The organism is Salinibacillus aidingensis, assembly GCF_039522525.1.
GTDB classification, from domain to species: Bacteria; Bacillota; Bacilli; order Bacillales; family Alkalibacillaceae; genus Salinibacillus; species Salinibacillus aidingensis.
This window is the reverse complement of the sequence record NZ_BAAADO010000003.1, coordinates 96,372-121,702: the sequence shown is the minus strand read 5'-3', so window position 1 is coordinate 121,702 and position 25,331 is coordinate 96,372. Positions and strand designations below refer to the sequence as shown.

29 protein-coding genes and 1 pseudogene are annotated in these 25,331 nt (G+C 39.1%); 9 read left to right on the top strand and 21 right to left on the bottom strand.

The genetic code is table 11. The features are described from left to right. Positions 1-3 precede the first annotated feature (3 nt). The gene (locus ABD006_RS07375; RefSeq protein WP_343839303.1) at positions 4-1,197 is read right to left on the bottom strand and encodes a glycosyltransferase; all 1,194 of its coding nucleotides are present in this window, start codon (positions 1,195-1,197) and stop codon (positions 4-6) included. Between the two features lie 181 nt (positions 1,198-1,378). Between ABD006_RS07375 and ABD006_RS07370 the strand changes: the two genes are divergently transcribed. Together ABD006_RS07370 and ABD006_RS07365 are read left to right on the top strand one after the other, a co-directional pair. Further along, positions 1,379-2,134, top strand: a complete 756-nt coding sequence (locus tag ABD006_RS07370) for an SDR family NAD(P)-dependent oxidoreductase (RefSeq protein ID WP_343839300.1) — start codon at positions 1,379-1,381, stop codon at positions 2,132-2,134. Between the two features lie 29 nt (positions 2,135-2,163). Next, positions 2,164-3,129: a dTDP-glucose 4,6-dehydratase gene (locus tag ABD006_RS07365; RefSeq protein WP_343839298.1), complete on the top strand. Its 966-nt coding sequence runs from the start codon at positions 2,164-2,166 to the stop codon at positions 3,127-3,129. Positions 3,130-3,137: 8 nt separating this feature from the next. Here the strand turns inward: ABD006_RS07365 and ABD006_RS07360 are convergent, their stop codons facing one another. Then, positions 3,138-4,373, bottom strand: a complete 1,236-nt coding sequence (locus ABD006_RS07360; RefSeq protein WP_343839295.1) for a glycosyltransferase — start codon at positions 4,371-4,373, stop codon at positions 3,138-3,140. Between the two features lie 143 nt (positions 4,374-4,516). On the opposite strand from ABD006_RS07360, the gene wecB reads away from it, so the two are divergent. Next, positions 4,517-5,587, top strand: coding sequence for a non-hydrolyzing UDP-N-acetylglucosamine 2-epimerase (wecB, locus tag ABD006_RS07355; protein ID WP_343839293.1), 1,071 nt, complete (start codon positions 4,517-4,519; stop codon positions 5,585-5,587). A 41-nt stretch (positions 5,588-5,628) separates the two neighbouring features. Here the strand turns inward: wecB and ABD006_RS07350 are convergent, their stop codons facing one another. Genes ABD006_RS07350 through ABD006_RS07340 form a run of 3 tightly spaced genes read right to left on the bottom strand, consistent with a single transcriptional unit; the run spans position 5,629 to position 8,341 of the window. Beyond that, the gene (locus tag ABD006_RS07350) at positions 5,629-6,696 is read right to left on the bottom strand and encodes a D-glucuronyl C5-epimerase family protein (RefSeq protein WP_343839291.1); all 1,068 of its coding nucleotides are present in this window, start codon (positions 6,694-6,696) and stop codon (positions 5,629-5,631) included. A gap of 29 nt (positions 6,697-6,725) precedes the next feature. Then, the gene (locus ABD006_RS07345) at positions 6,726-7,397 is read right to left on the bottom strand and encodes an acyltransferase (RefSeq protein ID WP_343839289.1); all 672 of its coding nucleotides are present in this window, start codon (positions 7,395-7,397) and stop codon (positions 6,726-6,728) included. Positions 7,398-7,414: 17 nt separating this feature from the next. Then, entirely contained in the window at positions 7,415-8,341 is a 927-nt protein-coding gene (locus ABD006_RS07340; RefSeq protein WP_343839286.1) for a glycosyltransferase, read from the bottom strand. Positions 8,342-8,490: 149 nt separating this feature from the next. Between ABD006_RS07340 and ABD006_RS07335 the strand changes: the two genes are divergently transcribed. Further along, a complete protein-coding gene (locus tag ABD006_RS07335; protein WP_343839284.1) occupies positions 8,491-9,396 on the top strand; it encodes a Gfo/Idh/MocA family oxidoreductase in 906 nt (301 codons plus the stop codon). 182 nt (positions 9,397-9,578) lie between these two features. Here ABD006_RS07335 and ABD006_RS07330 read toward each other — a convergent pair whose 3' ends face one another. The 5 genes from ABD006_RS07330 to ABD006_RS07310 all read right to left on the bottom strand — a co-directional run bounded on the left by ABD006_RS07330 (position 9,579) and on the right by ABD006_RS07310 (position 11,970). After that, positions 9,579-9,794, bottom strand: coding sequence for a hypothetical protein (locus tag ABD006_RS07330; protein WP_343839281.1), 216 nt, complete (start codon positions 9,792-9,794; stop codon positions 9,579-9,581). Positions 9,795-9,811: 17 nt separating this feature from the next. After that, positions 9,812-10,144 carry a hypothetical protein gene (locus tag ABD006_RS07325; RefSeq protein WP_343839279.1) on the bottom strand — a complete coding sequence of 111 codons (333 nt, stop codon included), beginning with the start codon at positions 10,142-10,144 and terminating at the stop codon, positions 9,812-9,814. A 508-nt stretch (positions 10,145-10,652) separates the two neighbouring features. Next, positions 10,653-10,868 carry a helix-turn-helix domain-containing protein gene (locus tag ABD006_RS07320; protein ID WP_343839277.1) on the bottom strand — a complete coding sequence of 72 codons (216 nt, stop codon included), beginning with the start codon at positions 10,866-10,868 and terminating at the stop codon, positions 10,653-10,655. Between the two features lie 10 nt (positions 10,869-10,878). Beyond that, complete coding sequence (locus tag ABD006_RS07315; RefSeq protein WP_343839275.1) at positions 10,879-11,370, bottom strand: DUF2975 domain-containing protein; 492 nt, start codon at positions 11,368-11,370, stop codon at positions 10,879-10,881. Positions 11,371-11,676: 306 nt separating this feature from the next. Next, positions 11,677-11,970 (bottom strand): hypothetical protein, encoded by a 294-nt coding sequence (locus ABD006_RS07310; RefSeq protein WP_343839273.1) that lies wholly within the window; start codon positions 11,968-11,970, stop codon positions 11,677-11,679. A 261-nt stretch (positions 11,971-12,231) separates the two neighbouring features. Between ABD006_RS07310 and ABD006_RS07305 the strand changes: the two genes are divergently transcribed. Further along, complete coding sequence (locus ABD006_RS07305; protein WP_343839271.1) at positions 12,232-12,456, top strand: hypothetical protein; 225 nt, start codon at positions 12,232-12,234, stop codon at positions 12,454-12,456. A gap of 67 nt (positions 12,457-12,523) precedes the next feature. Here the strand turns inward: ABD006_RS07305 and ABD006_RS07300 are convergent, their stop codons facing one another. The 3 genes from ABD006_RS07300 to ABD006_RS07290 all read right to left on the bottom strand — a co-directional run bounded on the left by ABD006_RS07300 (position 12,524) and on the right by ABD006_RS07290 (position 15,327). Continuing rightward, complete coding sequence (locus ABD006_RS07300) at positions 12,524-13,474, bottom strand: aldo/keto reductase (protein WP_343839268.1); 951 nt, start codon at positions 13,472-13,474, stop codon at positions 12,524-12,526. Between the two features lie 165 nt (positions 13,475-13,639). Then, positions 13,640-14,578 (bottom strand): riboflavin biosynthesis protein RibF, encoded by a 939-nt coding sequence (ribF, locus tag ABD006_RS07295; protein WP_343839265.1) that lies wholly within the window; start codon positions 14,576-14,578, stop codon positions 13,640-13,642. Between the two features lie 272 nt (positions 14,579-14,850). Next, the gene (locus ABD006_RS07290; protein WP_343839262.1) at positions 14,851-15,327 is read right to left on the bottom strand and encodes a hypothetical protein; all 477 of its coding nucleotides are present in this window, start codon (positions 15,325-15,327) and stop codon (positions 14,851-14,853) included. Positions 15,328-15,531: 204 nt separating this feature from the next. On the opposite strand from ABD006_RS07290, the pseudogene ABD006_RS07285 reads away from it, so the two are divergent. Then, positions 15,532-16,164 (top strand): annotated as a pseudogene (locus ABD006_RS07285) (DsbA family oxidoreductase); the annotation flags it as partial. Positions 16,165-16,271: 107 nt separating this feature from the next. Here the strand turns inward: ABD006_RS07285 and ABD006_RS07280 are convergent. From ABD006_RS07280 to ABD006_RS07260, 5 genes are all read right to left on the bottom strand, one after another. After that, a complete protein-coding gene (locus tag ABD006_RS07280) occupies positions 16,272-16,652 on the bottom strand; it encodes a DoxX family protein (protein ID WP_343839260.1) in 381 nt (126 codons plus the stop codon). A 294-nt stretch (positions 16,653-16,946) separates the two neighbouring features. Continuing rightward, positions 16,947-17,660: a 3-ketoacyl-ACP reductase gene (locus tag ABD006_RS07275; protein ID WP_343839258.1), complete on the bottom strand. Its 714-nt coding sequence runs from the start codon at positions 17,658-17,660 to the stop codon at positions 16,947-16,949. 19 nt (positions 17,661-17,679) lie between these two features. Continuing rightward, positions 17,680-18,705, bottom strand: a complete 1,026-nt coding sequence (locus ABD006_RS07270) for an NAD(P)/FAD-dependent oxidoreductase (protein ID WP_425542200.1) — start codon at positions 18,703-18,705, stop codon at positions 17,680-17,682. Between the two features lie 15 nt (positions 18,706-18,720). Then, positions 18,721-19,737, bottom strand: a complete 1,017-nt coding sequence (locus ABD006_RS07265; protein WP_343839254.1) for a FecCD family ABC transporter permease — start codon at positions 19,735-19,737, stop codon at positions 18,721-18,723. Continuing rightward, complete coding sequence (locus ABD006_RS07260; protein ID WP_343839251.1) at positions 19,734-20,753, bottom strand: FecCD family ABC transporter permease; 1,020 nt, start codon at positions 20,751-20,753, stop codon at positions 19,734-19,736. Before ABD006_RS07260 ends, ABD006_RS07265 begins: the two co-directional genes overlap by 4 nt. 149 nt (positions 20,754-20,902) lie before the next feature. Here ABD006_RS07260 and ABD006_RS07255 point away from each other — a divergent pair, with 149 nt between their 5' ends. Continuing rightward, positions 20,903-21,856: an iron-hydroxamate ABC transporter substrate-binding protein gene (locus tag ABD006_RS07255; protein WP_343839248.1), complete on the top strand. Its 954-nt coding sequence runs from the start codon at positions 20,903-20,905 to the stop codon at positions 21,854-21,856. A 102-nt stretch (positions 21,857-21,958) separates the two neighbouring features. Here ABD006_RS07255 and ABD006_RS07250 read toward each other — a convergent pair whose 3' ends face one another. Genes ABD006_RS07250 through ABD006_RS07240 form a run of 3 tightly spaced genes read right to left on the bottom strand, consistent with a single transcriptional unit; the run spans position 21,959 to position 23,402 of the window. Continuing rightward, positions 21,959-22,270, bottom strand: coding sequence for a DUF3139 domain-containing protein (locus tag ABD006_RS07250; RefSeq protein ID WP_343839245.1), 312 nt, complete (start codon positions 22,268-22,270; stop codon positions 21,959-21,961). 30 nt (positions 22,271-22,300) lie between these two features. Beyond that, positions 22,301-22,540 carry a YczI family protein gene (locus ABD006_RS07245; protein ID WP_343839242.1) on the bottom strand — a complete coding sequence of 80 codons (240 nt, stop codon included), beginning with the start codon at positions 22,538-22,540 and terminating at the stop codon, positions 22,301-22,303. A gap of 43 nt (positions 22,541-22,583) precedes the next feature. Then, a complete protein-coding gene (locus tag ABD006_RS07240; RefSeq protein ID WP_343839239.1) occupies positions 22,584-23,402 on the bottom strand; it encodes an alpha/beta fold hydrolase in 819 nt (272 codons plus the stop codon). Between the two features lie 219 nt (positions 23,403-23,621). On the opposite strand from ABD006_RS07240, the gene ABD006_RS07235 reads away from it, so the two are divergent. Both ABD006_RS07235 and ABD006_RS07230 read left to right on the top strand, forming a co-directional pair. Continuing rightward, positions 23,622-24,182, top strand: coding sequence for a sigma-70 family RNA polymerase sigma factor (locus tag ABD006_RS07235; protein WP_343839237.1), 561 nt, complete (start codon positions 23,622-23,624; stop codon positions 24,180-24,182). After that, on the top strand, positions 24,172-25,275 hold the full coding sequence (locus tag ABD006_RS07230; protein ID WP_343839235.1) for a hypothetical protein: 1,104 nt from the start codon (positions 24,172-24,174) through the stop codon (positions 25,273-25,275). Before ABD006_RS07235 ends, ABD006_RS07230 begins: the two co-directional genes overlap by 11 nt. Positions 25,276-25,331: the final 56 nt, after the last annotated feature.

The window sequence follows — 25,331 nt, the reverse complement described above, 5'->3', positions numbered from 1 at the left end:
AGTTTAAGATAAAAGATAAGGTCTTTGATCAGTATCCAGGGATTTGTACAAGTTAATTAACCGTTTCTCCATATGCTCCCAGCTATAGACCTCCTCCATCGCTTTCCGCGCATTTATACTCATTCGTCTGAGCATTGACCTATTCTTGTTGAGATAGACCATTCCTTTAACATAATCAGCAGCAGTTGGATTTAAACGATTGATCACTATTCCACATTGATAGGTATTCACGAACTTTTCCATGTCGCTGCACTTGCTTACGATAACAGGAACTCCATTATTCAGATAATTAAATAGTTTTCCAGGCATGGCAAAAGCATGATTTAGTGAGCTCGTGGGGTCTAATTCAATTAAGCCGATATCGACATCTGAATATAGTGAAGACAAGGACTCATACTGAATCCAGCCAGATTGGATGATACGGCTTTGTAAATGATCGGGGACAGAAATCTTCTCCCCATATCGTGGCCCTCCAATTAATTTAAAGTGAAAGTCCATTACTTTTCTGCATGAATCAGTGATTGTATAGATGGTGTGTAGGTTCTTATCTGATACGTTTCCCTCATGAGCTGCAACAAGCCTGTTTGGATTTCCTCCTTTAACCTTAAAATCGGAAGAAAGGGGTGGAGCATTATAAATTACCTCAACAGGAAGTAAAGGATCCATTGACAAATACCATGCCTTTATCGAATCCGAAACGGTTATGGTATAATCGGCCTCTTTTAAACTATCGAGAAGAATCTTTTTCGATTGTCGCTTTTCTATTTCTTTCATGGATTGGGAAAACGGATCTGGAGTTACCTGTCTGCTGTCGTAAATTAATTTCACATTTTTCACGTTTTGTTTTTTGAGGGCAAGTTTGATTTCCTTTCCGTAATAGAACGAACTCAGTTCATGGGCATGATAAATATCTGCACGTTCCCGTAATCCTAGTTGAAACAACGGATGCGTTCTTGGATGATTCGATTTCCTTTTACAATCATACGTAATTATTTTTATTCCCTGGTATTTAAACGATTTATTCCGAAATTGTCTGGTAAAAGGTTTTCCATCTATATCCTGCAAAAATCCATTTTGACGGGGAGCAATAATTGTTACCTCATATCCATGCTTTGCCAGACTTTTAGCCTCTAATTCAAAAATTCGTGCATCTAAGAAAGGCAGATAGCTTAATAGCATACAAACCCTTTTTCCCACAATTTAGCCTCCTGTCTTTTTAAAATGCTAAGAAGTATGAACACCCCTAATCCATCATTCATAGAATTAATTAAATGTGTTTCTAGTGATTTATATGCAGAATACCTTTTTACTCGTAACAGCTTTAAGCTTATTTTTTCATATTTGAACAAATGGACTACACAGAAAGGAGCAAAAGAGAATGGAATTACATTTAAAGGGAAAGAACGTATTGGTAACTGGTGGAACAATAGGAATTGGAAAGGCAATTGCCAATGCGTTTCTCCATGAGGGTGCACACGTCGGCATTGCAGCCAGAAGTATGAATGAACTGGCAAAAACGAAAGAGGAATCAGGTGTAGAAATCTATCAAAAGGATCTGGCAATCCCGGAACAAAGAGAGCAATTAATTGAAGAATTTGTCGACCATTTTGGCTCGATTGATGTACTTGTCAATAATGTAGGTGCCAGTCATGGACAAGGTGTATTACAAACACCCGTAAATGTCTTTGAACAGGCAATGGAGGTCAATTTCATCTCAGCTGTTCATCTAAGTCAATTAGCCAGCACATCGATGATAAAAAATCAGAATGGTGTAATCATCAATATCTCCTCTATTTTTGGTAAAGAAGCTGGTGGAGCTCCTTCTTATAATGCTTCAAAGGCCGCGCTGATAAGCATTACAAAATCACTTAGTTCAGAGCTAATCAAAGACCATGTACGTGTCGTTGGGATAGCACCAGGGGCCATCTATCATCCCAATCGGATCTGGCAAAACCGTTTAAAGAAAGATCCAAAGTACCTGAAAAAATACGCAGAGGATAAAATTCCTGCCGGACGACTTGGAACAACAGATGAGATAGCCAATGTTGCCGTTTTTTTAGCCTCAGACAAAGCATCCTGGATTGTGGGAACCACTGTCACAGTTGATGGTGGCCAATCACGATTAAATTTTTAATTTTATTATGATGAAAGGAAGTGTTGGATTTGAATAGACGTTCTCTGACTAACAGGAATGTGCTCGTTATTGGAGGAGCTGGTTTTATCGGAAGTCATTTAGTCGATAAACTAATAGCCGAGAAGGTTAGAAAAATTATCATTATTGATAACCTTTTTATTGGGAAAAAAGAGAATATAACCCACGCCTTAGACAACGGAGCCGTCTTTCATATTGATGATGCAGAAAATCAGGAAATTCTCTCCTATCTTATAGAGAAACACAATATTGACATTGTGTTTAATTGTGCAACTAAAGCCTTAAATTATTCATTTATCAATCCCTCTCATGCCTTCCTAACCAATGTAATCGTCTTAAAAAACCTGTTGGAACTACAACGAAAAAAGGCATTTCAAACATTGTGTCATTTTTCCTCTTCAGAAGCCTATGGGTCAGCCCAATATAAACCCATTGATGAACAGCATCCGCTTATTCCTGAAACCACTTATGCTGCAGGAAAGGCTTCAGCGGATTTAATGCTGCAATCCTATGTAAACATGTTTGATTTAGACGCCTTTATTTTCCGCCCTTTTAACAACTATGGACCCAGGCAAAACTTTGAAGGACCACTTGCTGGCGTAGTACCCGTTACCATTAAAAAAATATTAAAGGGGGAAGCTCCGGAAATTCATGGATCAGGCCAACAAACGAGAGACTATATTTTCGTAGAGGATACAGTTGACCTTGTTTTAAAAGCCTTTCCGCTCATTTCCCCCGGTGATGTCGTAAATATTTCCACTGATCAGCAAATATCCATTCAGTATGTCGTAGAAACTATCGTTGATGTCATGGAATATCAAGGCACAATTATGAAAAAACCAGGTCGCAAAGCTGATGTGAAAAGCCACAGGGGATCAACCTGCAAATTAGAAAAAATGGTAGGTACGTATAATCCTACTCCATTTAAAGAAGGAATTTCTGCTACTGTAAATTGGGTCAAAAAACATGTCACCTAAATAACCGGTTACGTATAAAAGATGTCCTGTTGGCCTGATAACGTACGATAAACATTATGAAGACGCTTCTCCATCCTTTCCCAGCTATAATTTTTTTCCATTACATTTCTTCCATTTACACTCATTTCCTTTAAAAGGGTTTTGTTTTTAGAGAGATAAAGGATAGCCTCAGCGTAATCCTTCGCTGTGGCATCCTTTTTATCAATCACCAGTCCACATCGATGTGCACGTATAAAAGCTTCCATCTCATGGCAACGATTAACCAGAATTGGGACACCATTATTCAAATAACTAAAAAACTTATTGGGTAAGGCATAGGACCGGTTAAGAGAGTCACCCAGATCCTTATAATCTATCCAGCCAATATCCACATCTTTCATATGTTTTGAAATCGAATAATAATCTACCCAGCCAGTTTGTTCCATTTTATCTCTTAAATGAGCAGGAAGTTTAAAGGACTCACCAAATCTCGTACCACCGATAATCTTAAAATGAAAATTAATAGATTGCGTACAAATCTCCGTTATTTGCATCATTTTATCTTTATCTCCGCGATTGTTATCGATATTTCCTTCATAGCAGGCAACCATACGGTTATGATTATATTTTTTTGGTGAGTAGTCTTTTGCAAGTGGAGGGGAATTGTAAATGACTTCTACAGGAAGGCTGGGAATTTGGGATATAAACCAGGATTTAATCGAATGAGAAATTGTAATTACATAATCTACTTCCTTTAACATTAATAAAAGTTTTTCTTTTAAATTCGTTCTTAAATGTTTAGGACTGTTTGAATCAAAGGGGTCAGGTGTCAATTCATGGCTATCATACACAAGTCTAACGTTCTTATTTCTTTTCTGTAAGATTCTTTTTACACCAACACCTGCAAAGAGGGATAAATATTCATGTACATGGTAAATGTCTGCCTCCTGCTCTACTCCTAATTTTGTCAGGGGATTGGAAAACCCCTGTTCCCACTGTGATTCAGGGGATAATACCTTACCTAGCGGGGTTCGACTTTCTTCATAACTGTACGTTACGAAGTTGATTCCTTCATAGGTGAAGGTTTGCTGCAAAAAATGATCCTTAATTGGTGTTCCATCAATATCATAGAGATAACCCTTTTTTCTTGGAACAATCATAGTTACATCATAGCCCAATTTTTTTAAACTCCGAGCTTCCCGTTTAAAGATTCTCGAATCTAAAAAAGGATGATCAGCAACAAGCATACATACCTTTTTGGCCATATTTATGAGCTCCTTTCTTTTTCTTTATCCAATAACACTCTTCATTATATTTATTTTATATATAAATGTTGTATCATTTGGAGTTCATTTCGCATTAAGTGGATGGCAGAAAGGTGAAAACATTGGTTTGAAAGGAGAATAAAATGAAAATCTTAACCGTTGTCGGGGCCAGGCCTCAATTTATTAAATCCAGTATGCTGTCGAAAGCTGTTCAGCCTTTCAAGGAGATAAAGGAAATTATCGTTCATACCGGGCAGCATTATGATGACAATATGTCCAAGGTATTTTTCGACCAATTAAAGCTGCCAAAGCCCGATTATCATTTAGGGGCAGGGTCAGGATTTCACGGAAGACAAACAGCTGACATGCTGGAAAAATTAGAATCCATTATGCGAACCGTTAAACCAGATGTGGTGCTTGTATATGGAGATACCAATTCTACACTGGCGGGCAGTTTGGCTGCATCAAAGCTTCACATTCCCATCGCCCATGTAGAAGCAGGACTTAGAAGCTATAATAGAAAAATGCCCGAGGAAATTAACCGGAAAGTGACTGATCATCTCTCTGACTGGCTGTTTTGTCCCACTTCATCTGCAGCTGAAAATTTAAAAAAAGAGGGAATCACAAAGGGTGTCCACATCACAGGTGATATTATGTATGATTCTGTTCTTTATTTTAAAGACGTAGCCCTACAGCAATCTTCTATTTTACAAAACCTCGCCCTTTCACCAAAAGACTATTATTTAGCAACAGTTCACCGCGCTGAAAACACAGATCAGCCTGAACGATTAGCCGCGATCCTGGAGGCATTTCAACAATTAGAAAAAACCGTTGTGATCCCTCTCCACCCGAGGACAAAAAATAAGATTGAACAGTTTCAATTATCCAATCTGCTAGCATCATCCACTATTAAAATTGTGGAACCTCTGGACTACTTTGATATGTTAACCATCACCTCTGAAGCAAGCATGATTCTTACAGACTCAGGAGGATTGCAAAAGGAAGCCTATATGCTTCAAGTACCTTGTCTTACATTAAGAGATGAAACAGAGTGGGTGGAAACCTTACAATCAGGTGGAAATCGATTAGTTGGCGCAAATAAAGAAAAAATCCTGAAAAGTATTCAGACCCTCCACTTTCCAAGTGATTTTCCACAGATTTTTGGTACAGGAAAAACGGCTCAGGAAATTCTAAACGTATTAACAGCAGAATAAATTAACTTGATGGGCAGGTCTGCCAACAGAAGTAAGGTTCCTTACTTCTGTTGGCTTTTTTCTGCAGTTATTCCTTTTAAATAGTTCTCCCACCTTAAAAGGATCTTTCCCATTTTCGGGTTCTTTTCAATCGATTGTAATGCAGCTAACAAATGGATATGGGTAACATGATAGCCCCATTTTGCTACGTTTGGATAGCCTGCATCTGTTGTATAATGAGTTAAGTCATATGCGGTACGGTTTCCTAAATCATACAAAGGAAGCATTCTTTTCAGAGTCACAATGCCTTGATCATATAGTCGTTTACATTCCTGGTTTCCCGTTGCTTTGTATAAATCATATAATCCAATTAAGGAATACATAAAACCATTTAGGATATAAGATGGAGGATTAGTTGGACATTCCTCATAAAATAAATACTTGCCCTCGAATTTAGCTACTACTCCCCTGGGCACAGGTGTTTTAAAAAGGAATTTTGCCCTTAAAGCAGCATTACTAAAGGTCCTATCCTTTGTAAGAAAGGCTGCACGGGATAAAACTGACATCGCCATTCCTAATCCGATTGATGAGTACCACGGAGCTTTCACATTCAAATTCCGTCCGGGGAAATAGGCAAAATCAAATGGATAAGGCCAGCCTCCCTGTCTATCCTGATTTTTTAAAAACCAATCCGCTACTATTAAAAATTTCCGTTTGCTTTGTTCATCTTTATTGTTCAGATAAAGACTATAGTGCTCGAGTCCATATTGAGCAATGGTAGCCGGATTATAATACTTCCCAAACGAATAAACCGTTTTGGGAATATCAGAATCATCAAATTCCACATTCCAGTTTTCCACTCTATTTTTATCAAAATGTAAATAGTTGCCCTGGGATTGATAGTCTTTTATTTTTGTTGCGCGTGCCTTCGTGACATGGATGTTTAATTGATTACTATCCGCGTTCCATACTTTTTCCGCATCATAGCCTTGTTCGATTAAGGATACCGGTACATATAATTCATTGCCTACTTTTTTCCCAACTCCCGTAAAACGATCATGCAGCACAACTGTAATATTCTTCATTTGGTCTGATTCCAATCGACTCACCTCTATTTCATTCGTATTCATGTGGATCAATAGAAAGGTAGTTTTAAGATCTATTTTTCCTTGGCAGGAACGCCGACAACCACTGTATAATCATCTGTATCCTTCGTCACGACGGAACCTGCTCCTACTATCGAATCCCTGCCGATGTTTACCCCAGGTAGTATCGACGCATTATTCCCAATCTTAGCTCCTTCTTTCATATAGGCTCCTTGTAAATTATAGTCTTTTGCCCCCATATACTTATCATTGGACATAGATACACACGGTCCAATAAATACATGGTCCTCTAAGGTAGTATCACCTGTTATATAAGCCAGGGTTTGTATCGTACAAGCCTTACCAATCGTTGAATTTAATTCAACTACCGCAGATCGGCCTATGACTGACTCCTCACCAACAGCCACTTTTTCCCTAATACTCGCCTGATCACCAATAAACACGTTTTGAGAAATATGTGTCCCAGAATAGATTGAAACCAAATGCCCCATTCGCGTACCTGATTCTATTACAAGCTGACTTTTCTTTTCGGTACTCTTTCTCATACGCTGGCTTCCACCTGGCTTAATCCCAAGCACACAGTTACTGCCAATCGTAACGTCATCCCCAATATGAGTCCCTTCCAGGATAACCGTATTATGACCAACGACAACATTCTCACCAATCACAACATCTTTCTCAATAACTGTGTTACGGCCTAATTGAACACTTTCCGGAATCGACATGATATCTAACTCCTTTATTATTTGTTACTTAAAATATATTCTATTATTTCAACAAGTTGTTGTGCTCGTAGTTTTGTGGAATGTTTTTTTCGTATGAAGTGGTATCCCTGTTCTGCAATCCTGTTTCGCTCAGTTTCATGTTCGAGAAAATAGGCTGCCTTTTCCTTAAAATTATGTTCATTAATCGAAACAAAATGAGACCCTGGAATAAATCCTAAATCCTCTAATTCATTAAAGGTTGGAGCGAGGAGTAATGTCTTACAGGCTAGCGCTTCAAAATATTTTAAAACCGGATAATGGAATACGGACGGTGAAGTGAACGTAATCTGTGCCCGGTTTAATTCCCTGGCGTACCGATTACCAATGATATGCTGTTGTTCTTCTTTCTTACTATAATGTCTGTATCCTGGATGCCGGTGGTAAACAAAATTCGCCTGACCTTCATATACCTCCAATATCCTTTGCCTTAAAGGATAATAATCACTGACTGCCCCCATCATTAATAAAGGGATATCCTTTTCCAACTCATAATCCTTAAAAATATCTAAATGGACAGCATGGGGAAGCCATTTCATTTTATTTTGGTACTCTGGATAGATTTCAAGGAATGGATCCCGGACAACAGAAAAAAGATACGCAATTTGATTTTGATCAATATAATTTTTTCTAAGTCTGGTAAAACGATGAACATCATTCACAAACAGGCCAGTGGGAATATCAATATTCGCCAGCCCTTTAATCGTCGGGTACATGCGTCGATCTATATCGTTTAATAGCAGAATAAAATCCGGCCTCTGCTCTATTTGGTTTAAAATATAGCTTATATGACCCGGTTTTCTCCACACCCTCACATGCGCAGTCTTCGAAAGTTCCTGCTCTAAGTAAAAATAATGCTTATTTAACAGGCCTGACGTATTTTCGGTAATAAACAAAAGGTTCAACAATGGATATATAGCTCCTTTCCGCTTAAAATCTATTAATTCTTGTCAGGACCATTGCCAAATTTGATTTATTCATTATAAATAATCTATTCCAATTACTTGCTCATGCATAGAATATCTTGTGCAATCATGAATAGTAAGGAGAATCTTTTATGAGAGTCGGTGTAATAGGAACTGGAAATATGGGGGAAAATCATGTCAAAACGTATTTATCTATGAAAGAGTATTGCGAGTTTATCGGAATTTACGATAATGATGAGGAAAAAGGACGAAGTATTGCCGAGAAGTATAAAGTGAAGCAGTTTCAGTCATTAAAGAGACTTCTTGAATCTGTTGATGCAGTTAGTATTGCTGTACCAACGGAATTCCATTATGATATTGGCTTACTTTGCACCGAACACAAGGTACACATGTTAATGGAAAAGCCAATTACGGATACCGGTGAAAAAGCAGAGGATTTAATCCAAAAGGCTTCTCAGGCAGGGGTCAAACTCCAAGTCGGACACATTGAACTCTTTAATCCACTGATTAATATGCTTTCAAAAGAACTGGAAAACGAAAAAATAATTGGATTCGACTTTCATAGAATGAATCCCTATGATAATAAAATGAAAAATATTGATGTCGTAGAGGATTTAATGATTCATGATCTTTATATTTTGCGTAAGCTTCTGAAAGACAACGTGACAGACTTTTATACCCTTGGAACCATTATTGAAAACACCCCAAAGCATGCAACTGTAATAGCCAAATCCTCTAAAGGAGTAATTTCTCAATTTACAGCAAGCTTTAAATCTAAAAGAAAGATACGAACGATAAAGGTATTGACAGAGGGTGCTTTAGTGGAAGCTGACATTTTAGCAGGAAGAATGAAAGTGTCCAGTGATACGAACACTAAAACAATCACAGTTGATAACGATATTCAGCCACTGCAGCTTCAGTTAATAGACTTTATTGATTGTATTGAGTCTCAAAGGACCCCTTCTGTTTCAGGAGACGATGGGATTAACGCTTTACAAATGAGCAAAGAAATCAGCAATGCGATTTATCATCATTAACAAAATTTCCAATTCCAGATCATTCACTAAATATCGTATGCTGTTATTTTAGAATCATACCATCAAATCCCTTCTTCCAAATATAATGGAGTATCCTGAATAAAACTAAAGATCATTCATCAATTAAAAAGGCGACTCCAAATCGAGTCGCCTTTTTAACTATATTCTTTTTTTATCTATTCCTATGCTGCCGCCACTGGGAAACGAACAAAGCTGATGGCATCTAAGGAAATATAAATATTCGTATTTTGTCCGTAACCACTGGTAATATTGATAACCAGAATCAATTCATCGGTTACGGTTGATAAAACCCCTTCTATCAGGTTATCATCTGTGGCAACTTCAACCATAGAACCTACACGTCTGGCAAGTTCCTCTGCAAACGTATCTTGAAACATTCCGTATACCCTCCTTTTTATAATTCACTTACAAACTGAATTTGTTCAAATGGCACTAATACTGTGTCACCAGTAGTTTCCAAAATGACCACATAGTTACTCTGTACAGCAATTAATGTTCCTGTCACGGGACCAAAAGAAGTCGTGACCTCAACTTGCTCATTAGTCAAATCTGATAGTACATCTCTTAGTGTTGTTGAAGTACCATTTCCATTATCCGTCTCGTCGTCACCATCACCATCTAAATCGAAGTTAAAATTAAAATCAGGTAAATCAATTAAATTATTTTCCGTCTCTCTGGTACTATTATTCGCTACTACAAGATTTCTTAACATTACCTGATTAAGCATACGTAATAGAGCTCTTTGTCTATTATTTAGAGGCAATTTCATCATTCCTTTCTATAATAGATTTCACTTTACTATATGCGAACCCCCCTTTCTTGTAAGGGCATCTGATTTAATTAGAAATAAATCCACTTATATGATAAGTATAAATCGCTTTAACTAGGGTAGATTACTAGAAAGCATGACAGCTGGAACAGATTTATTTTCTCATTCAATTGCAAAATACTTTATTTCCAAATTCCCATAATACAAAAAAAGCCTATCCCGTATCGTTACGGAATAAGCTCATTCGCAGAGGGAGATAGGAACTGTCCCGTCCTCACTATTGCTCCAGCTTTTCAATACGCCAGGTATGATTAGGATGGAACACGACGCTAATGGGCAGATATTCATTTGTTTTATGACTTAATTGATATTTGCCATAAATTTTAGTCTTTTTACTTCAATAAAAAGGACCATTCTCCTTCTTTTAGAATGGTTTGGTCCCCCTTAAGATTCGATTGTTTATCTTTTAAGTATCATCTTCTTTTTTGTACTCTAAAATATCTCCGGGCTGGCAATCTAATGCTTTACAAATTGCCTCTAAAGTGGAAAACCTAATAGCTTTTGCCTTCCCGTTTTTTAGTATAGAAAGGTTTGCCATTGTGATCCCGACTCTTTCCGAAAGCTCTGTTACACTCATTTTTCTTTTCGCAAGCATTACGTCAATATTAATTATAATTGCCATTTTATTCACCTCAGACCGTTAAATCATTTTCCGATTTTATATGAATGGCTTCCTGTAAAAGTCTTTGGAGAACAGCAGCAAAGACTGCGATAACCAAGGACGCCCCAGCAATAACCATTCCGATTAAAATAAGACCTGGTGCATCATCCCACTCCGCTATAATATAGACGAACGGAAGGACCACCACATACAAGCCACTAATGATAATGGCGCAGTATTTTATATTCTTTAGAGCTCTAACCGATAATTCCGAAAAGGCCTGGTTCCTGTCAATATAATTTAAAAGTTTAAAGGCCTGATACAACGCAATATAAAACGGTATAGCCGAAAGATACATTACCGCTAATAGGCCAAGTACAATATAACCCAACTCTGCTCCCCGTGTTGCATGCTCAATAGCTTCATTGGCTATCTGAGGCAGCAGCAATATACATAAGGCAAGAATCGGAATTCCAATAAGAATCACGGCTATCTTTAAAAAGAGAGTTGATCCACGTTTCATAAAAAGCACCTCACTAATTTTTGATCAGCTTAATTTTAATATAAAATTTATTGTTTTACAATAAATTTTTGTTGGTTATAGTTATGTAATTATTGTTACTTAGATTTAAGTACAGCCATACACAATTACGAAATGGCAGCCAGTAACATAAAAAAATGGAGGTAATTAAACCTCCAAAATTGCTTATCAATAAGTTTTTCCTTTCAGTAACGGAATAGACCTGCTTTTTCTGTATGTTGGCAGCTTGTTTGTTCATACGGAGGGGTTTACCACTTCCATACAGATGCCAATTGGGTCCCCTTCAGATTATGGTTGTACATCATCTTGCTGAGCACTAATATTGTTAATGGCTCGTTCCATTTGATGCTGAGTTTCCTCCACACGCATTTGTGCATCAAATAAAGGCTCACCAGAACCGCCACTTCCATTTATCGCCTTTCCGCGCGCTTCCTGAATCTGGTCCTGAACCCCCCGAAGCTGTTTTTGGATTTTTTTCATTGCTTCAGGATCAGCATCATTAATCGCCTGACGAGCGGCCTGCTCCAATTCCTCAGATATCTCATGCAACTGTTGAATCTCATGATCATTTTGAATAGGCATAACACATTCCTCCCTGGGGTGGTGTGGCTGGTGCCTGTCACCACCCGGTTTTTGTCGAATAATCTTATACATATCTTGCACGGTTTTGGGGCTGGTTATTCGTTGGGGTGGTGCCTGTCACCGCCCGTTTCTTGTCGAATAATCCCGGAACCATAGTCCTGTTCATCGTGTCCTGTATCTATTCATTTTTAACTGGATTTTGTTATAATATTAAGGAGGTAAATTAGAACTTTTTCCTTGCTAATTGGGGGGTTGTAGCAAGTGTTAGAGAGGCTTAGAAGGCTCGGATGGAAAAAGCTTGTGTTAGCCGCAATAGCCGGGACGATTTCGCTATTCGCTCTCGCATTCACTCTAATATTTGGCTTATTATTACTCATGAACCAATTCGATGATCGATACTTTAAATCAGAAGAGTACAAACAGGAAATGCAGTCCAGTGAAATGGGGGCAGAATGGAAAGAGGCAGGTTCATTATCCCAGATGTAAAAGGGATTATGAACCTGCCTTTCATTCGACAAATTTCGGGTGGTGACAGGCACCCGAAAAGAAAGCACTATTTCATTTCCTTTTCCCATTCACCTTTGATTTCCACTCCTGTTGCCTTTGCGGTTTCTTCTAAGTCTTTTATTTGCTGATCGGTTAACTCCACATTTGCAGCGGAAACTGCACCATCAACATGTCTGGATTTTGTTACACCTATTATCGGTACGGTTCCCTTTGCCATTGCCCAGGCAACTGCAATCTGAGTAGGTTCCACACCTTGTTCTTCTCCCATGCTCTTCATTTTTTCCAATAATGGATTCAATTTTTCCAAGACGTCAACAGTAAACGCTTTTCCTCTCCTCGTTTCAGGATTAAAAGGATTTTGAGGTGTATATTTTCCGGTTAATGCGCCCTGCTCTAGTACCATATATGAGAAGAAAACAACATTGTTTTGATTGCACCAGTCAATAATTCCTGCATCTTCTGAAGAGCGATATAATAAACTATAGTGGTTCTGTACGGCAGATAATTCTAAGCCTTCCTCTTCCAGAATAGAAGCAGCTAGCTTAATTTCCTCAAGATTGTGATTGGAAACACCCGCATGTCTGACTTTTCCACTCTTCATTAAAGGAATTAGCTCAGCTGTCCATTTTTCAACATCATTAGGGTTGTGTATCCAATAGATGTCCGCATGATCAACACCTAAGCGATTTAAGCTTTCAGAAAGGGACTCTTCCATTTCCTCCTGAGCACCTGGAGTAAATTTAGTTGATATAACCGCATTGTTCGAATCTTTAGTAAAGCTTCCTAAAATCGTTTCAGAAGCGCCCATTCCATAAACAGCAGCTGTATCCCACAAGTTAAATCCAGCATTCATCGCAGCATCATAAATTGGCTTTAAATCTTCTTTTGTAAGATTGTTACCAAAAATGTCTTCTCCGCTATTTGCCCCACTTCCCCAGGACCAGGTCCCCAAGGCAATTGGGGGGATTTGATCATTTTTGAGCTGAACATGTTTCATCTTCATTTCCACCTTTCCTAGTCGTTTCCTTCATCACTGGGACAAGAAACCTTATCCCTCATGTCCTGATGTTACCAATAAAAGGAATTTGAAACAAGAAAAACGAGGGCCCTCCCCCTCTCCTACTCTAATACATCCATAATAAAATCCTCCTAAGGGATTTCTTCACCAATTTTGTCCCATTAATTTTTCTCCTTCTATCTTGTCCTTCTCCATTTGCTCTACCAAGTCATCCAGATTATCAAAATTCAATTCTTCTCTCATGAAACGTAAAAATGAGACGGAGACGGTTTTGTCGTATAAATCACCAGAGAAATTGAGCAGGTGGGCTTCAATCAGATATCTGTGTCCATTTACGGCAGGGCGATATCCCGCACTAATGAGTGTATTCCAGTACTCCGAAATAACCCCATCCTCATGAATACCGACAATCCCTAAATAAACGCCGGGCTTTGGAACAACATAAGAATCGACCTCGCCAAGATTAAGGGTAGGAAAGCCAAGTTTTCGTCCCATCTTTTCCCCATGAACAACTGTACCTGTTACCGTGAATGGACGTCCCAGCAAGGCATGAACAGGATCCATCAGTCCTTCTTTAATATAATCCCGAATCGTTCTGCTGCTGATTTTTGTCCCATTCACTTTCACTTTTGGGACCACAGTTACTTCAATTCCCTGCCAATCACAAAGGTTCAGGAACTCTGTATGGGAAGCCTCATCATAATCAGCACCCTCACCCATGACAATTCGATTAACCTTTAAATTTGATAATTGCTCAAAAACAAATTCCCAGAAGGTTGTTTTAATGTCATCCTTCGTAATTTTTAAATGATAATATCTATCTACCCCCAATCGTTCAAGCAAATGAAGCTTATCCTGTTCCGGGGTAATTTTCTTATCAAAATCCTGATCATTTTTTAACACCCAAAGCGGGTGATCTGCAAAACCCATTACAGCTAAGATTTCTCCGTCCTTCATCTGTTCTCTTGCTTTTTGAAGGATTACCTGATGACCTTTATGTACACCATCAAAATTGCCAATCACCAGTGTTAGCGGGGTGGCTTCCACGAGCTGCTGCTTTTCATTTACAGTTATCATTTCCATTCACTTTCTCTCCTTTGGTTACGTCATACATTTCCATTATGTGGGATACAATGCCAAGAAAGAAGTTATGGAAATTCTATCTTTAAAACCCATGATAAGCAAAAAAACTGCTTCTTACAGATCCAAGCATCTTACTATTATTGGAAATGCTGTACCAAATCGTTTATTAAATGATAATTTCGGGTGGGAAACCATTCTTTTAAAAAAAGGTATTGAAGGACAAAACCACTCGGAAACACCGTTGAATAAATGTCCCTCATAAAAGTTATGTGTTAGCTATTCTCTTCCTTTCTTCTCCTGTTTTCAACCCAATACTGAACACCATAAAGGATAAACGCCTTATAATACAAATAAAAAAAGAATTGAACATGATTTAAGCGGTTTAGTCTGACGATCTTTATTTTCCTGAGAAGATCCATTAATACAAAAGCAAAAATGCCGTCAGATACTGCATTTGTCAGTAAAAACTTTTTAAAGTCCCCGTACGAAAATCTTAGAATCCACATAGCAATCGGCATATAGGGACCGATGCTAAAAGGAAGCTCATTGGTTATAAAAGATTTTTTCTTATCGTAAAACGCCCACCATTGTCGTTTCTGACCAGTCTTATGATTAATAAACTCGATAATCACAATGACAATCCCGGCTATTGAAAACCGCTTCACATTGCGCTTCCCTAAAAGTAGTAGTGACAGCCAGGGAAAGATGATTATAGCCAGATTAAATAGTAAATGTCTTTTGGATAACATAGCTTTTTCACCTTAACCTTTATTAGAGTCTCTTTTAAGGTATCCAAAGATATCCTCTATATTCTTCGGAAATGACAATTCATTCATCCGAATCACTCAAAATAAGTTATACTTCCCCTTTTCCATACAACAGGCAAGTACGTTTAGCGACCGGACATACCTATGCTACAATGGGGCAAAACATTAATAATTGAGGTGTTATTTATGAAAATTGAAGTATGGTCTGATTTTGTCTGCCCATTTTGCTATATCGGAAAAAGACGTTTGGAAATGGCACTGGAACAATTCCCCCATAAAGATGAGGTGGAAGTGGAGTTTAAGAGCTTTGAACTCGATCCAAATGCACCAGCCTATACCGATGAAAGTATTTATGAATCCCTGGCTGCAAAATTTGGTTCCAGCATTGAGCAGGTTAAGGAAATGAACAAGGGGATTATCGAACAGGCCGCTGATATCGGGCTTGAATATAACTATGACAATATGAAGCCAACGAATACTTTTGATGCCCATCGTCTGGCTAAATATGCACAGACACAAGGTAAAGAGAAAGAACTAACGGAAAACCTTCTGTACAGTTATTTTACAGAAAATAAAAATGTAGGGGATATCGACACCATTGCAGATATCGCTGAAAAAACAGGGATGGATCGGGAAAAGACATTAGAAGTACTGAATGACGAAACGGCCTATGCCGATGATGTTAGAGCGGATGAACAAATGGCCCGACAAATCGGAGCCAATGGGGTACCGTTTTTTGTCATCAATCAGAAGTACTCCCTCTCAGGTGCACAACCCCTGGAGACCTTTGAAAAAGCTCTTGAAAAAGTTTGGAATGAATAACACTTTTATGAAGAGAGACTTTACTGCTATGTAAAATGTCCCATATTTGAATTCCTGTAAACAAAAAGGGAGGGTGTCTCCTCCCTTTGTTTCCCTGGTTTTATTTATAAAGACCAGGTCCAGTCCTGAATCTGCAGCATCATTAACAGGGCTGCGGCCAGTGCGATATTTTTCATAAATTGATTTTCCTCCCCCATTTTTTGCATGGGATCCTCAAAAGACCAGAAGTTGTGAAACAGGATTGCCGCAAGAATCAGGAATACAACGAGAAGCAGGACGCCTATACCAACATACAGACCCGTAAGTATGGATAGCCCCCCGAAAATAAGAATCAGACCGGAACCTGATACAGCTGCTCCTGCTAAAGGAACATTTTTTTGCTGAGTGGCCTGCTTCATCCCCTGATAATTGGTAAGATGATTAAAACCTGTCATAAGGAAATAAATACCAAAAATGATTCGGCCGATAAGCCAGAAGCCTTCCATTCCTATGCTCCTTCCTTTAGATAGTTATTTAAATAGTGCCTGTCCTTATCAACCTATTCGAAAAAGCAAAATATATTAATATAAGTTTTTAATGAATTACATGACGGTTCCTGGAAACAGGACTATGGGTTCAGCATACTTGAACAACAACCATTGATCTGATTTATTCTTCCTGTATAAAAATCCAGGATATAAATGGTATTAACCCAAATCAGATAGGGGTATGTCTGGAAACAAATGAAACCCTGAGTTTCCAATGAACTCAGGGTTGGATGAAAGTTTTTTGCACTTTTTTTAAAAAGGATTTGTTGCCCATATAGCAGATGTTTTGATAAACGATCTTTGCTCAAGCTTCAGAATGCTGGTCATATATTCTGCCAAATCCTCAGGCTGTGTAAATTTTTCCGGATTTCTTTCCCCATCTTCTCTGGTCAGATCGGTTTCCACAAGGCTTGGTGTAAAGACGTTTACCCGAATGTTATGCGGACGGACCTCCTGCATTAACGCTTCACTCATCCCAATCACGGCAAATTTTGATGCACTATACGCACTCGAACCTTTCGTACCCTTAAGTCCTGACATGGACGAAATGTTAATAATATCCCCTTGCTTTTGATCAATCATGCCCGGCAGAACCGCTTTTGTCACATGAACCATCCCCAGCACATTAACGTTCATCAGATTTTCCCACGTCTCAGTCGGAATATCCATAAATGGTCCATAGGCTCCAACCCCTGCATTATTAATCAATATATCGATCGTACCAAGCTGCTCCGTGATATCCTTGACCGCCTGCTGAACTTCAATCTCCTGTGAAATATCTGCCGCTGCAGTGACATAGGTCGCCCCCATTTCATTTAACTCGCTTCGTATCTGGGTAAAGCTATCTTCAGACCTCGCTATTAAACCGAGCTTCACACCTTCCTTAGCAAGCTCTAATGCCGTTGCACGTCCAATTCCCCTGCTTCCTCCAGTAATTAAAGCTTTCTTCCCTTCTAAAGATTGCATGAAATCAACCTCCTCAATATTATTCGACAAAATTCGGGTGGTGACAGGCACCTACCTGAGTAGAAAACAAATGACTGAGTTCTTTATCTGGGTGAATGTATTTCTTTGCACTGTTCACTGCAATAGGACCCTCATTAAATCCACCTGCAATTAATGGCAGTTTGTTTTGGTAGTCTGCAATGTCTCCTATTGCAAAAACACCTGGAATGGAGGTTTCCATTTTACCATTTACTTGGATACTACCGTTTTCCATCTTCATTCCCCATTGGCCAATGTGCCCTAAATCAATTTCAAAGCCATGATTGACGATGATCTCGTCCACAGATAAAACCTCTGTCTCCCCTGTTTCCACATTTTTCAGCTCAGCCTGTGTAACTTGTCCCCCTTCACCTGCTAAACCATTGATAAAATAAGGGGTTTTCACCTCAACCGTTGAATGCTTCATTTTAGATACATTGCTCTCAATCCCGGAAAAATCGTTTTTTCGATAAACCAGCGTTACTTGTTCAGCAATCGCTTCTAATTCATTCGCCCAGTCAACGGCAGAGTTACCTCCACCAGAAATCAGCACATGCTTGCCTTTGTACTGATGTAAGCGTTTAGGAGAATAGCGTAGATTATTACCTTCAAATTCATATGCATTTGATAAATCCAGTTTCACCGATTTCAGAGTCCCAAAGCCTGTTGCGAGAATTACCGTCCGTGTAAAATGCCTGTTCCCGTTATCGCTTGTTAACACAAACGTTCCATCATCCAGCTGCTCGAGCTCATTACATTGCTCTCGTAAAACAACGGAAGGATGAAATGTCATGGCTTGTTCAACCAATTGCTCTGTTAATTTTTCACCTGATATCTGAGGGATTCCGCCAATATCCCGAATGATCTTTTCAGGATAAAAATAGGGAACCTTTCCTCCTAAAAAGGGTAAGTACTCGATTACTTTTGTCTTCATTTCGCGCATGCCACTGTAGAAGGCAGAAAATAATCCTGCAGGTCCTCCCCCTATAATGGTTACATCGTGTAGGTCGTTCGGCTGATTACCCAACATGATCCTCCTCTATTACTTCGATTTCATTAAAAGATAAACAAAATATGGCGCACTTAAAATCGATACAACAATACCTACAGGGACCTGAGTCGGAGTTAATACATTTTTTCCGATGGCATCTGCTGTCATTAACAATAATGCCCCCATTAAAGTGGAAACAGGAATGATGTATTGATGATGGGGACCGATTAGTTTTCGTACAATATGAGGAACAATTAATCCAAGGAAAGCAATGGCTCCTCCAGCTGCTACACTGGCACCTGCTAACCCAACCGCAATAATCAACAGAATTCGTCTTTCTTTTTCAACCTTCGCACCTAGCCCCGCAGCTACATCATCCCCCATATGTAATACATTCAAAACATTCGCTTTGTAAAGGGCGTAGGAACTCAGGATCAAAATCCATGGAAGCAGGGCTAATACAGACATCCAGCCGGGATTCCATATATCCCCCGATAGCCAGACCGTTGCCTGCCTGAAATTCTGAGGATCCATTTGCAGTTGGAAAATGATGAGTGCAGCACTGAACCCAGCATTTACGCCAATCCCTACTAAAACAAGTCGGATCGGACTGACCCCATTTTTCCAGGCTATTACATAGATTAGTAGTGCAGCAAATAATGCACCAATCAAAGCAAATAGTGGCATGACAAAAGTAGACATATTTGCCCCCATTGTATCCTGGAAAAAGTAAATAAATAACACAACAGCAAGTCCTGCACCCGTATTAATACCAAGAATACCTGGTTCAGCTAGTTCATTATGTGTCACAGCCTGGAGAATCACCCCGGATACGGACAGCCCGGCTCCAATTAGGATGGCTAACACAATGCTCGGTAATCGAAAGTCAAATAGTACAAGTTCCTGCTGATCGGTCCCCTGAAGAAGCAGGGTCTGAATGACTTCCATTGGTGCAATCGGGATGACTCCTGTACTTAAAGTTACAAAAAACATAATGAAAATAAGTGAACTAAGTAAAAGTACTAAGCTGGGGAAGCGTTTGTTTTTCTTTTGATTGGTTGTATTCATGATTTTCCCTCCCCACTACTGCCACGGGCAAGATACAAGAAAAAAGGGACTCCAATAAGAGATGTCAGGGCTCCTACCGGGGTTTCAAAGGGTGCATTAATTAAACGGGCTCCAATATCCGCTAAAACCAGTAACAGTGCACCCGATAAAGCTGATGTCGGAACAATCCAGCCATAATCCGTACCAATAATAAACCGGGTGATATGCGGAACAATTAATCCGACAAAACCGACCACTCCTGCTACAGATACGGCTGCTCCCGTTAAAAGTAATACCGTTATAATCCCAAAAACCTTGATTATAAAATGGTTCTGCCCAAGACCAGTTGCAATATCTTCACCCAGGTTCAGGACTGTAATTGATTTGGAGATGCTCAAGGCAATAAGCATACCTATAAGACCGGTAAGCACTAAAACTTTAACAGAAGTCCAATTCGCATCGGCCAATCCCCCGGCAAGCCAAAAGCCGAGTTGTTTTTCGAGCTGGAAATGCAGGGCGATTACCGATGATAAGGAACTCAGCATTGTACCAATGGCAACCCCGGCTAAAGCCAGTTTTACAGGAGTAAGTCCCCCAGCTGATAAGGAACCTGCCATAAATATGAGCGTCACAGCCAGTCCAGCTCCTATAAATGATCCTAATGTTAATCCAAGGTTTGAGACCGCTGGAAAAAAGGCCAGCATCAGCACAAGGACAAAGGATGCACCATGAGTGACTCCCATAACCGATGGGGATGCCAATGGATTTCTGGTCATTCCCTGCATCATGGCACCTGAGACCGATAAGAAGGCCCCCACCATCGCGGCAGCCAATACCCGGGGAAGTCGAAGCTCCTGGATGACCTGGTGGGCGGTAACATCTTTATCAAAATCAAATAGAGCCTCCCAGACCGTAGACAATTGAATATCAACAGCCCCTAAGGCTACAGACATGCCAATAGAAAACATTAAAGCAACGATAATCACAATATTGATAAGAATTTTTAAAATACCTGAACGGTGGATAATCGATAACATCATATTCTCCTATACTTCTGCTATTTGTCATAAATCTAACGTAAAATAGTTTTAAAATTTTTGCAATTGATATCCAGTGTCAATTGACATTTTAATCGATAATGATTATCATTGTCATGAATAGAATTATATCATAGAGGAGAATACATATGTATAAATTTAACAAAATTCGTTTGATGATGGGTACAATTTTGTTAACCTCGATTCTCATTGTTGCTGGATGCAGCGAAAGTAACACAGAAGAAAAGAAAGATGAAAGTGAACAAAATAACGAAGTCACTGTTGATAGCCAAATGGGAGAAGTGACGCTCCCCAGTGATGCTGAGCAAATTATAGCGCCTTTCCATGAGGACACCCTTCTTGCATTGGGCGTGACTCCCGTTGCAAAATGGGCGATTGGAAATCAACTGCAAAATTACTTGGAGCAGGATTTGAAGGATATACCCAAAATTGAATGGAATATGCCTGTAGAACAGGTTTTAAAGCATCAACCAGATTTGATTATTTTGGAGCATGGGATTGACAGTTATGAAGGATCCTATGAAGACTATAAAAAAATTGCTCCTACTTTTGTTATGAAAGAAGAAACAACCAATAGCTGGCGCAAACAGTTAGAAGTATTTGGAGAAATTCTTAATAAAGACGACAAAGCAACAAAGGTCTTAAACCAGTATAATGATAAAGTAAAAGAGGCAAAAGAGCAGCTTTCCCAAACTGTCGGAAATGAAACCGTTGCCGTTATATGGGCAACCGGTAATCAATTCTTCCTTTTTGAAGAAAATCGCCACAGTGCTGAAGTTCTGTATTCTGAATTGGGCGTTACCCCACCTGAACTGGTAAAAAACCTAGGTGATGCTCAGACCAAATGGAATCCTATTTCTCTTGAAAAACTGTCAGAGTTAAAAGCAGATCATGTCTTTATCCTTGCTGAAGAAGGTGAACAGGGAATCACTACCCTGGAAAACAGTTCAGTGTGGCAGAGCACCCCTGCTGCCGAAAACGGAAATGTCTATATACTGAACGACCAAAGTAACTGGACGAACAGAGGTTTGATTGCCTCACAAGAAACAATTAAAGATGTCCTGGAATACCTGGGAGAATAGAATAGATATTGAGGAGTGTCATGATTTTCTGATGAAATCATGACACTCTTTTTACGAACTATGTCAGCAGTCCCTAAAACTGAAGGTAAAAAGGGTCTTATCCTACTCATGATTTTTCAGATCCTCAACGGACATTTCCTTTTGTTTACCGTCAATTATTTCATAGTCAAATTGCCGGACCCCATCGTGAGCATAGTAGGTATACTCAACATAAGGTTCATTTTCAAAAGTAACGGTGGTATAAAATTTGGGCATTTTAAATCCCCAGACACCCTCAACGGATGTTATTTCCTCCTTCTTATACCCCTGTTCTTCAACGAGATAATCGGTGACCCTGTTTTCATAGACTTTTTTATTTAGGATGAGTAATAGAAGTATAGAGACTGTTAAAGCGATTTTGTGGAGCCTTGGCATGATTAACCCCCTTTTTTTTAAATCCCTATTTTAACTCAAAGAAGTAAAGATCTGAAACGAAGCAAATAAGGCAAATAAACCTGCTGCAATGGATAGAAAGCTTTGTCCTTTTCTTTTTTTCTGAAATTCTTCAATCCCAATCACCATCAGTAAGATACCTATGAAAAAATTTCCGTATGAAAGAGCTTTGATGTTGGTTGTGAATATCGTATAGACAGATAGAATAATAACTAACACTGCAAGAATCATTTTGACTACTTTTAGTTTCATCATCATAACTTAGTCATTCCCCTTTCATCCATCCAACCTGTCATTACTCCTGCAAAAACGCCTCCAGCATTTGATTAAACCGCTCCCTGTACTCCCAGAACATCATATGACCACCCAGGACTTCAAACTTACTTTCCGGTGTCACCTTTTTCATGGTGGCCTTTGCAGTATCCGCCCAATGCTCCGCCAGTACAGTTAATGTAGGTACATTCTGACTGGCTTGTGCCGCCTCCTCCCGGTAATCAGAGAACATGCCGGATGCAAACAGGTTTGCAGCAATGTAATAAGGGGTTTTTAAGGACTCTCCTACAAGCCAGGCCAGCTCCTCATCTGACAACTCTCTTTGAACCATAACCTGAGTGATGTAATCCTTAATAAAAGCTCTGTGTCCCTGAGGTTTTCGCAGTGAAGATGTGTAAATTCCGGCAATATCATCGAGGGGACCTTCCACCCAGTCCTCTTCATTCACCGACAGAGACTTGGGCGGCATATCAATCAGTACCATCTTTTTCACCGCGTCATAGCCAAACTGCTTCCCATATTCCCAAACCGTAAAACAGCCAAAGGACCAGCCAACAAGGGTTACATCCTTGATATCCAGTTGTTCCAGCACCTTCCCTAAATCTGTTCCATGGGTGACATAATCATTTCCATGGACTGTAATCGTGGAACGGCCATGACTTCTTGGATCCACAACAATGACTCTATTGGTCTTTGAAAAGTGTTTCACCTGATGATGAAAAACATCCGCTGTAAAGGTAAATCCCGGCACAAAAACAATCGGGTCCCCTTCTCCAACATCATAAACAAAAAGCTCAACGCCAGGGTCTACTTCGATGTACTGTGAAGCTGTTAAAGGCATACTCATCCGCTCCTTTTTAAAAACTTATGTGTATAATTAAGAACTTCAACATTTGCTCGTGAAGTCCTTCTAATTACCAGTATGTGTTCAGGCATTTAAAGATTAATAACTGATCAGATATATTGGTTATTTATGCTAAAATATTCATTTAAAATGGGACCTTTTAGGAAATCAACCGTCTAATGGATAAAGAGGATAACGGAAAAGGGAGACGAGGTGATGAGCTTGCACAAAGATTTTCCTGACCATAACAGAGAAATCACATTTGAAACCAAAGAAGATTTTATGGAACTTATTTTCAATCACTACGGTGAAAATATTAAAGCTCTCATTTATACATATGTCAAAAATGATGCCCAAACCGATGATATTTTTCAGGAGTTTCTGATTAGTGTATATAAAAATATAGATGGCTTCCAGCATAAATCGAAACTGAAAACCTGGTTATACCGAATCGCCATCAATAAATGCAAGGATTATTTACGTTCGCCCATCCATAGACTATTCACATCCTTTGATGACCAAACTCCTGCAGAAAAAATAAACGAGACTCCAGAAAAACAGTTGTTAAATAGGGAAGCTGAAACAAATCTAGTTGAGGCTATTCTATCGTTACCGGTTAAATACAGAGAAATTTTTGTTTTACGATATTACCAGTCTTATCATTTAAAGGAGATCAGTGAGTTTCTGGATATCAATGAATCTACGGTGAAAACCCGATTCATGAGGGGAAAAAAGAAGCTTAAATCCAAGCTTGGGGGTGATTTCCTTGAATCATAAAAAATTAAAGCAACGTTTTGAGGAATATATTGGTCCTTCCAAAACAGTGACACAGGAAAATAAGGACCGGTTCTATCAATGGATGGAAGGAGCAAGTGACAAAAAGAAAATAAAGAAGCAGAAGCATCTCTTCCCTAAATTGGCATCTGCTTTTCTAGTTTTAGGTTTAATAATGACAGGTTCCAGTTTCATCGACTTTAATCAGACGGACTCGGATATGGATACCGAATCTGCTAGAGAAAGAGTACCATTTGAAGAAGTGTCCAGCAAGATTTCAGAAATAGAAGCCAATTTTTCCCTTTCCATGACAAAAACAGAAGCAGAACACGTTTTTGGAGAAGGAATCTCTTATACTGATAAAGCGAACGGTCAGGAAATAACAGAATATCACTTCCTTGGGACAGACAAAACGAAGCATAGACAATTGGAGGTAAAGAAAGCCCCTTTTTTATCAGGGGATATAGGTGTGAATTTCAGGATTGCCTGGAAACAGGATAAAGCCGATTACGCGGCCATTCACTATTTAGATCAGAACAAAGAGCTCGCTAATATTACTTATAAATCCAATGGAATGGTCTATAAAAATGATAGGTTTGTTCGCAACGCTTTGTATCCGCTTGATGCATCCAGTCTGCTTGTAAAATCCATCGCAAGATCCATGGGGATTCAGCCGGAAAAAATTGATGAACAAAAACTTAAGGCCATTGAAAGTTTAACACTTGAACCCTCAAACTCCGATAGGTTCGGGGAATTACTGCAAAAAGATTTTACTTATATACGGCAAATGTCCCGCCTGGAAACTTTACAATTAAAGGGAATCGCGGTTCCTATTGATACCATGATCGAGTTAAGTAACCTGAAAAAACTCGTCATTGATGGTTCAACACAGCTTATCTCTTCCGGAAAAAATTTAGGTATTCTTTCCAAAATGCCTGATTTAGAAGTCATCGAAATAACGGGAGTAAGAAGTGGTCTGGATTTACGGGTATTTGAAAGCTCAAAATCTCTTGAACAGGTAATTGTTGACAAAGACAAAGTGGTAAACTGGGAGATGCTTGAGCAGGCGGGTATCGTTGTTACCGATAAGGAATGATCACTCCTATACTTGAAACCTGTAAGCCTCCTTAAACGTATGACAATTTTAAGGAG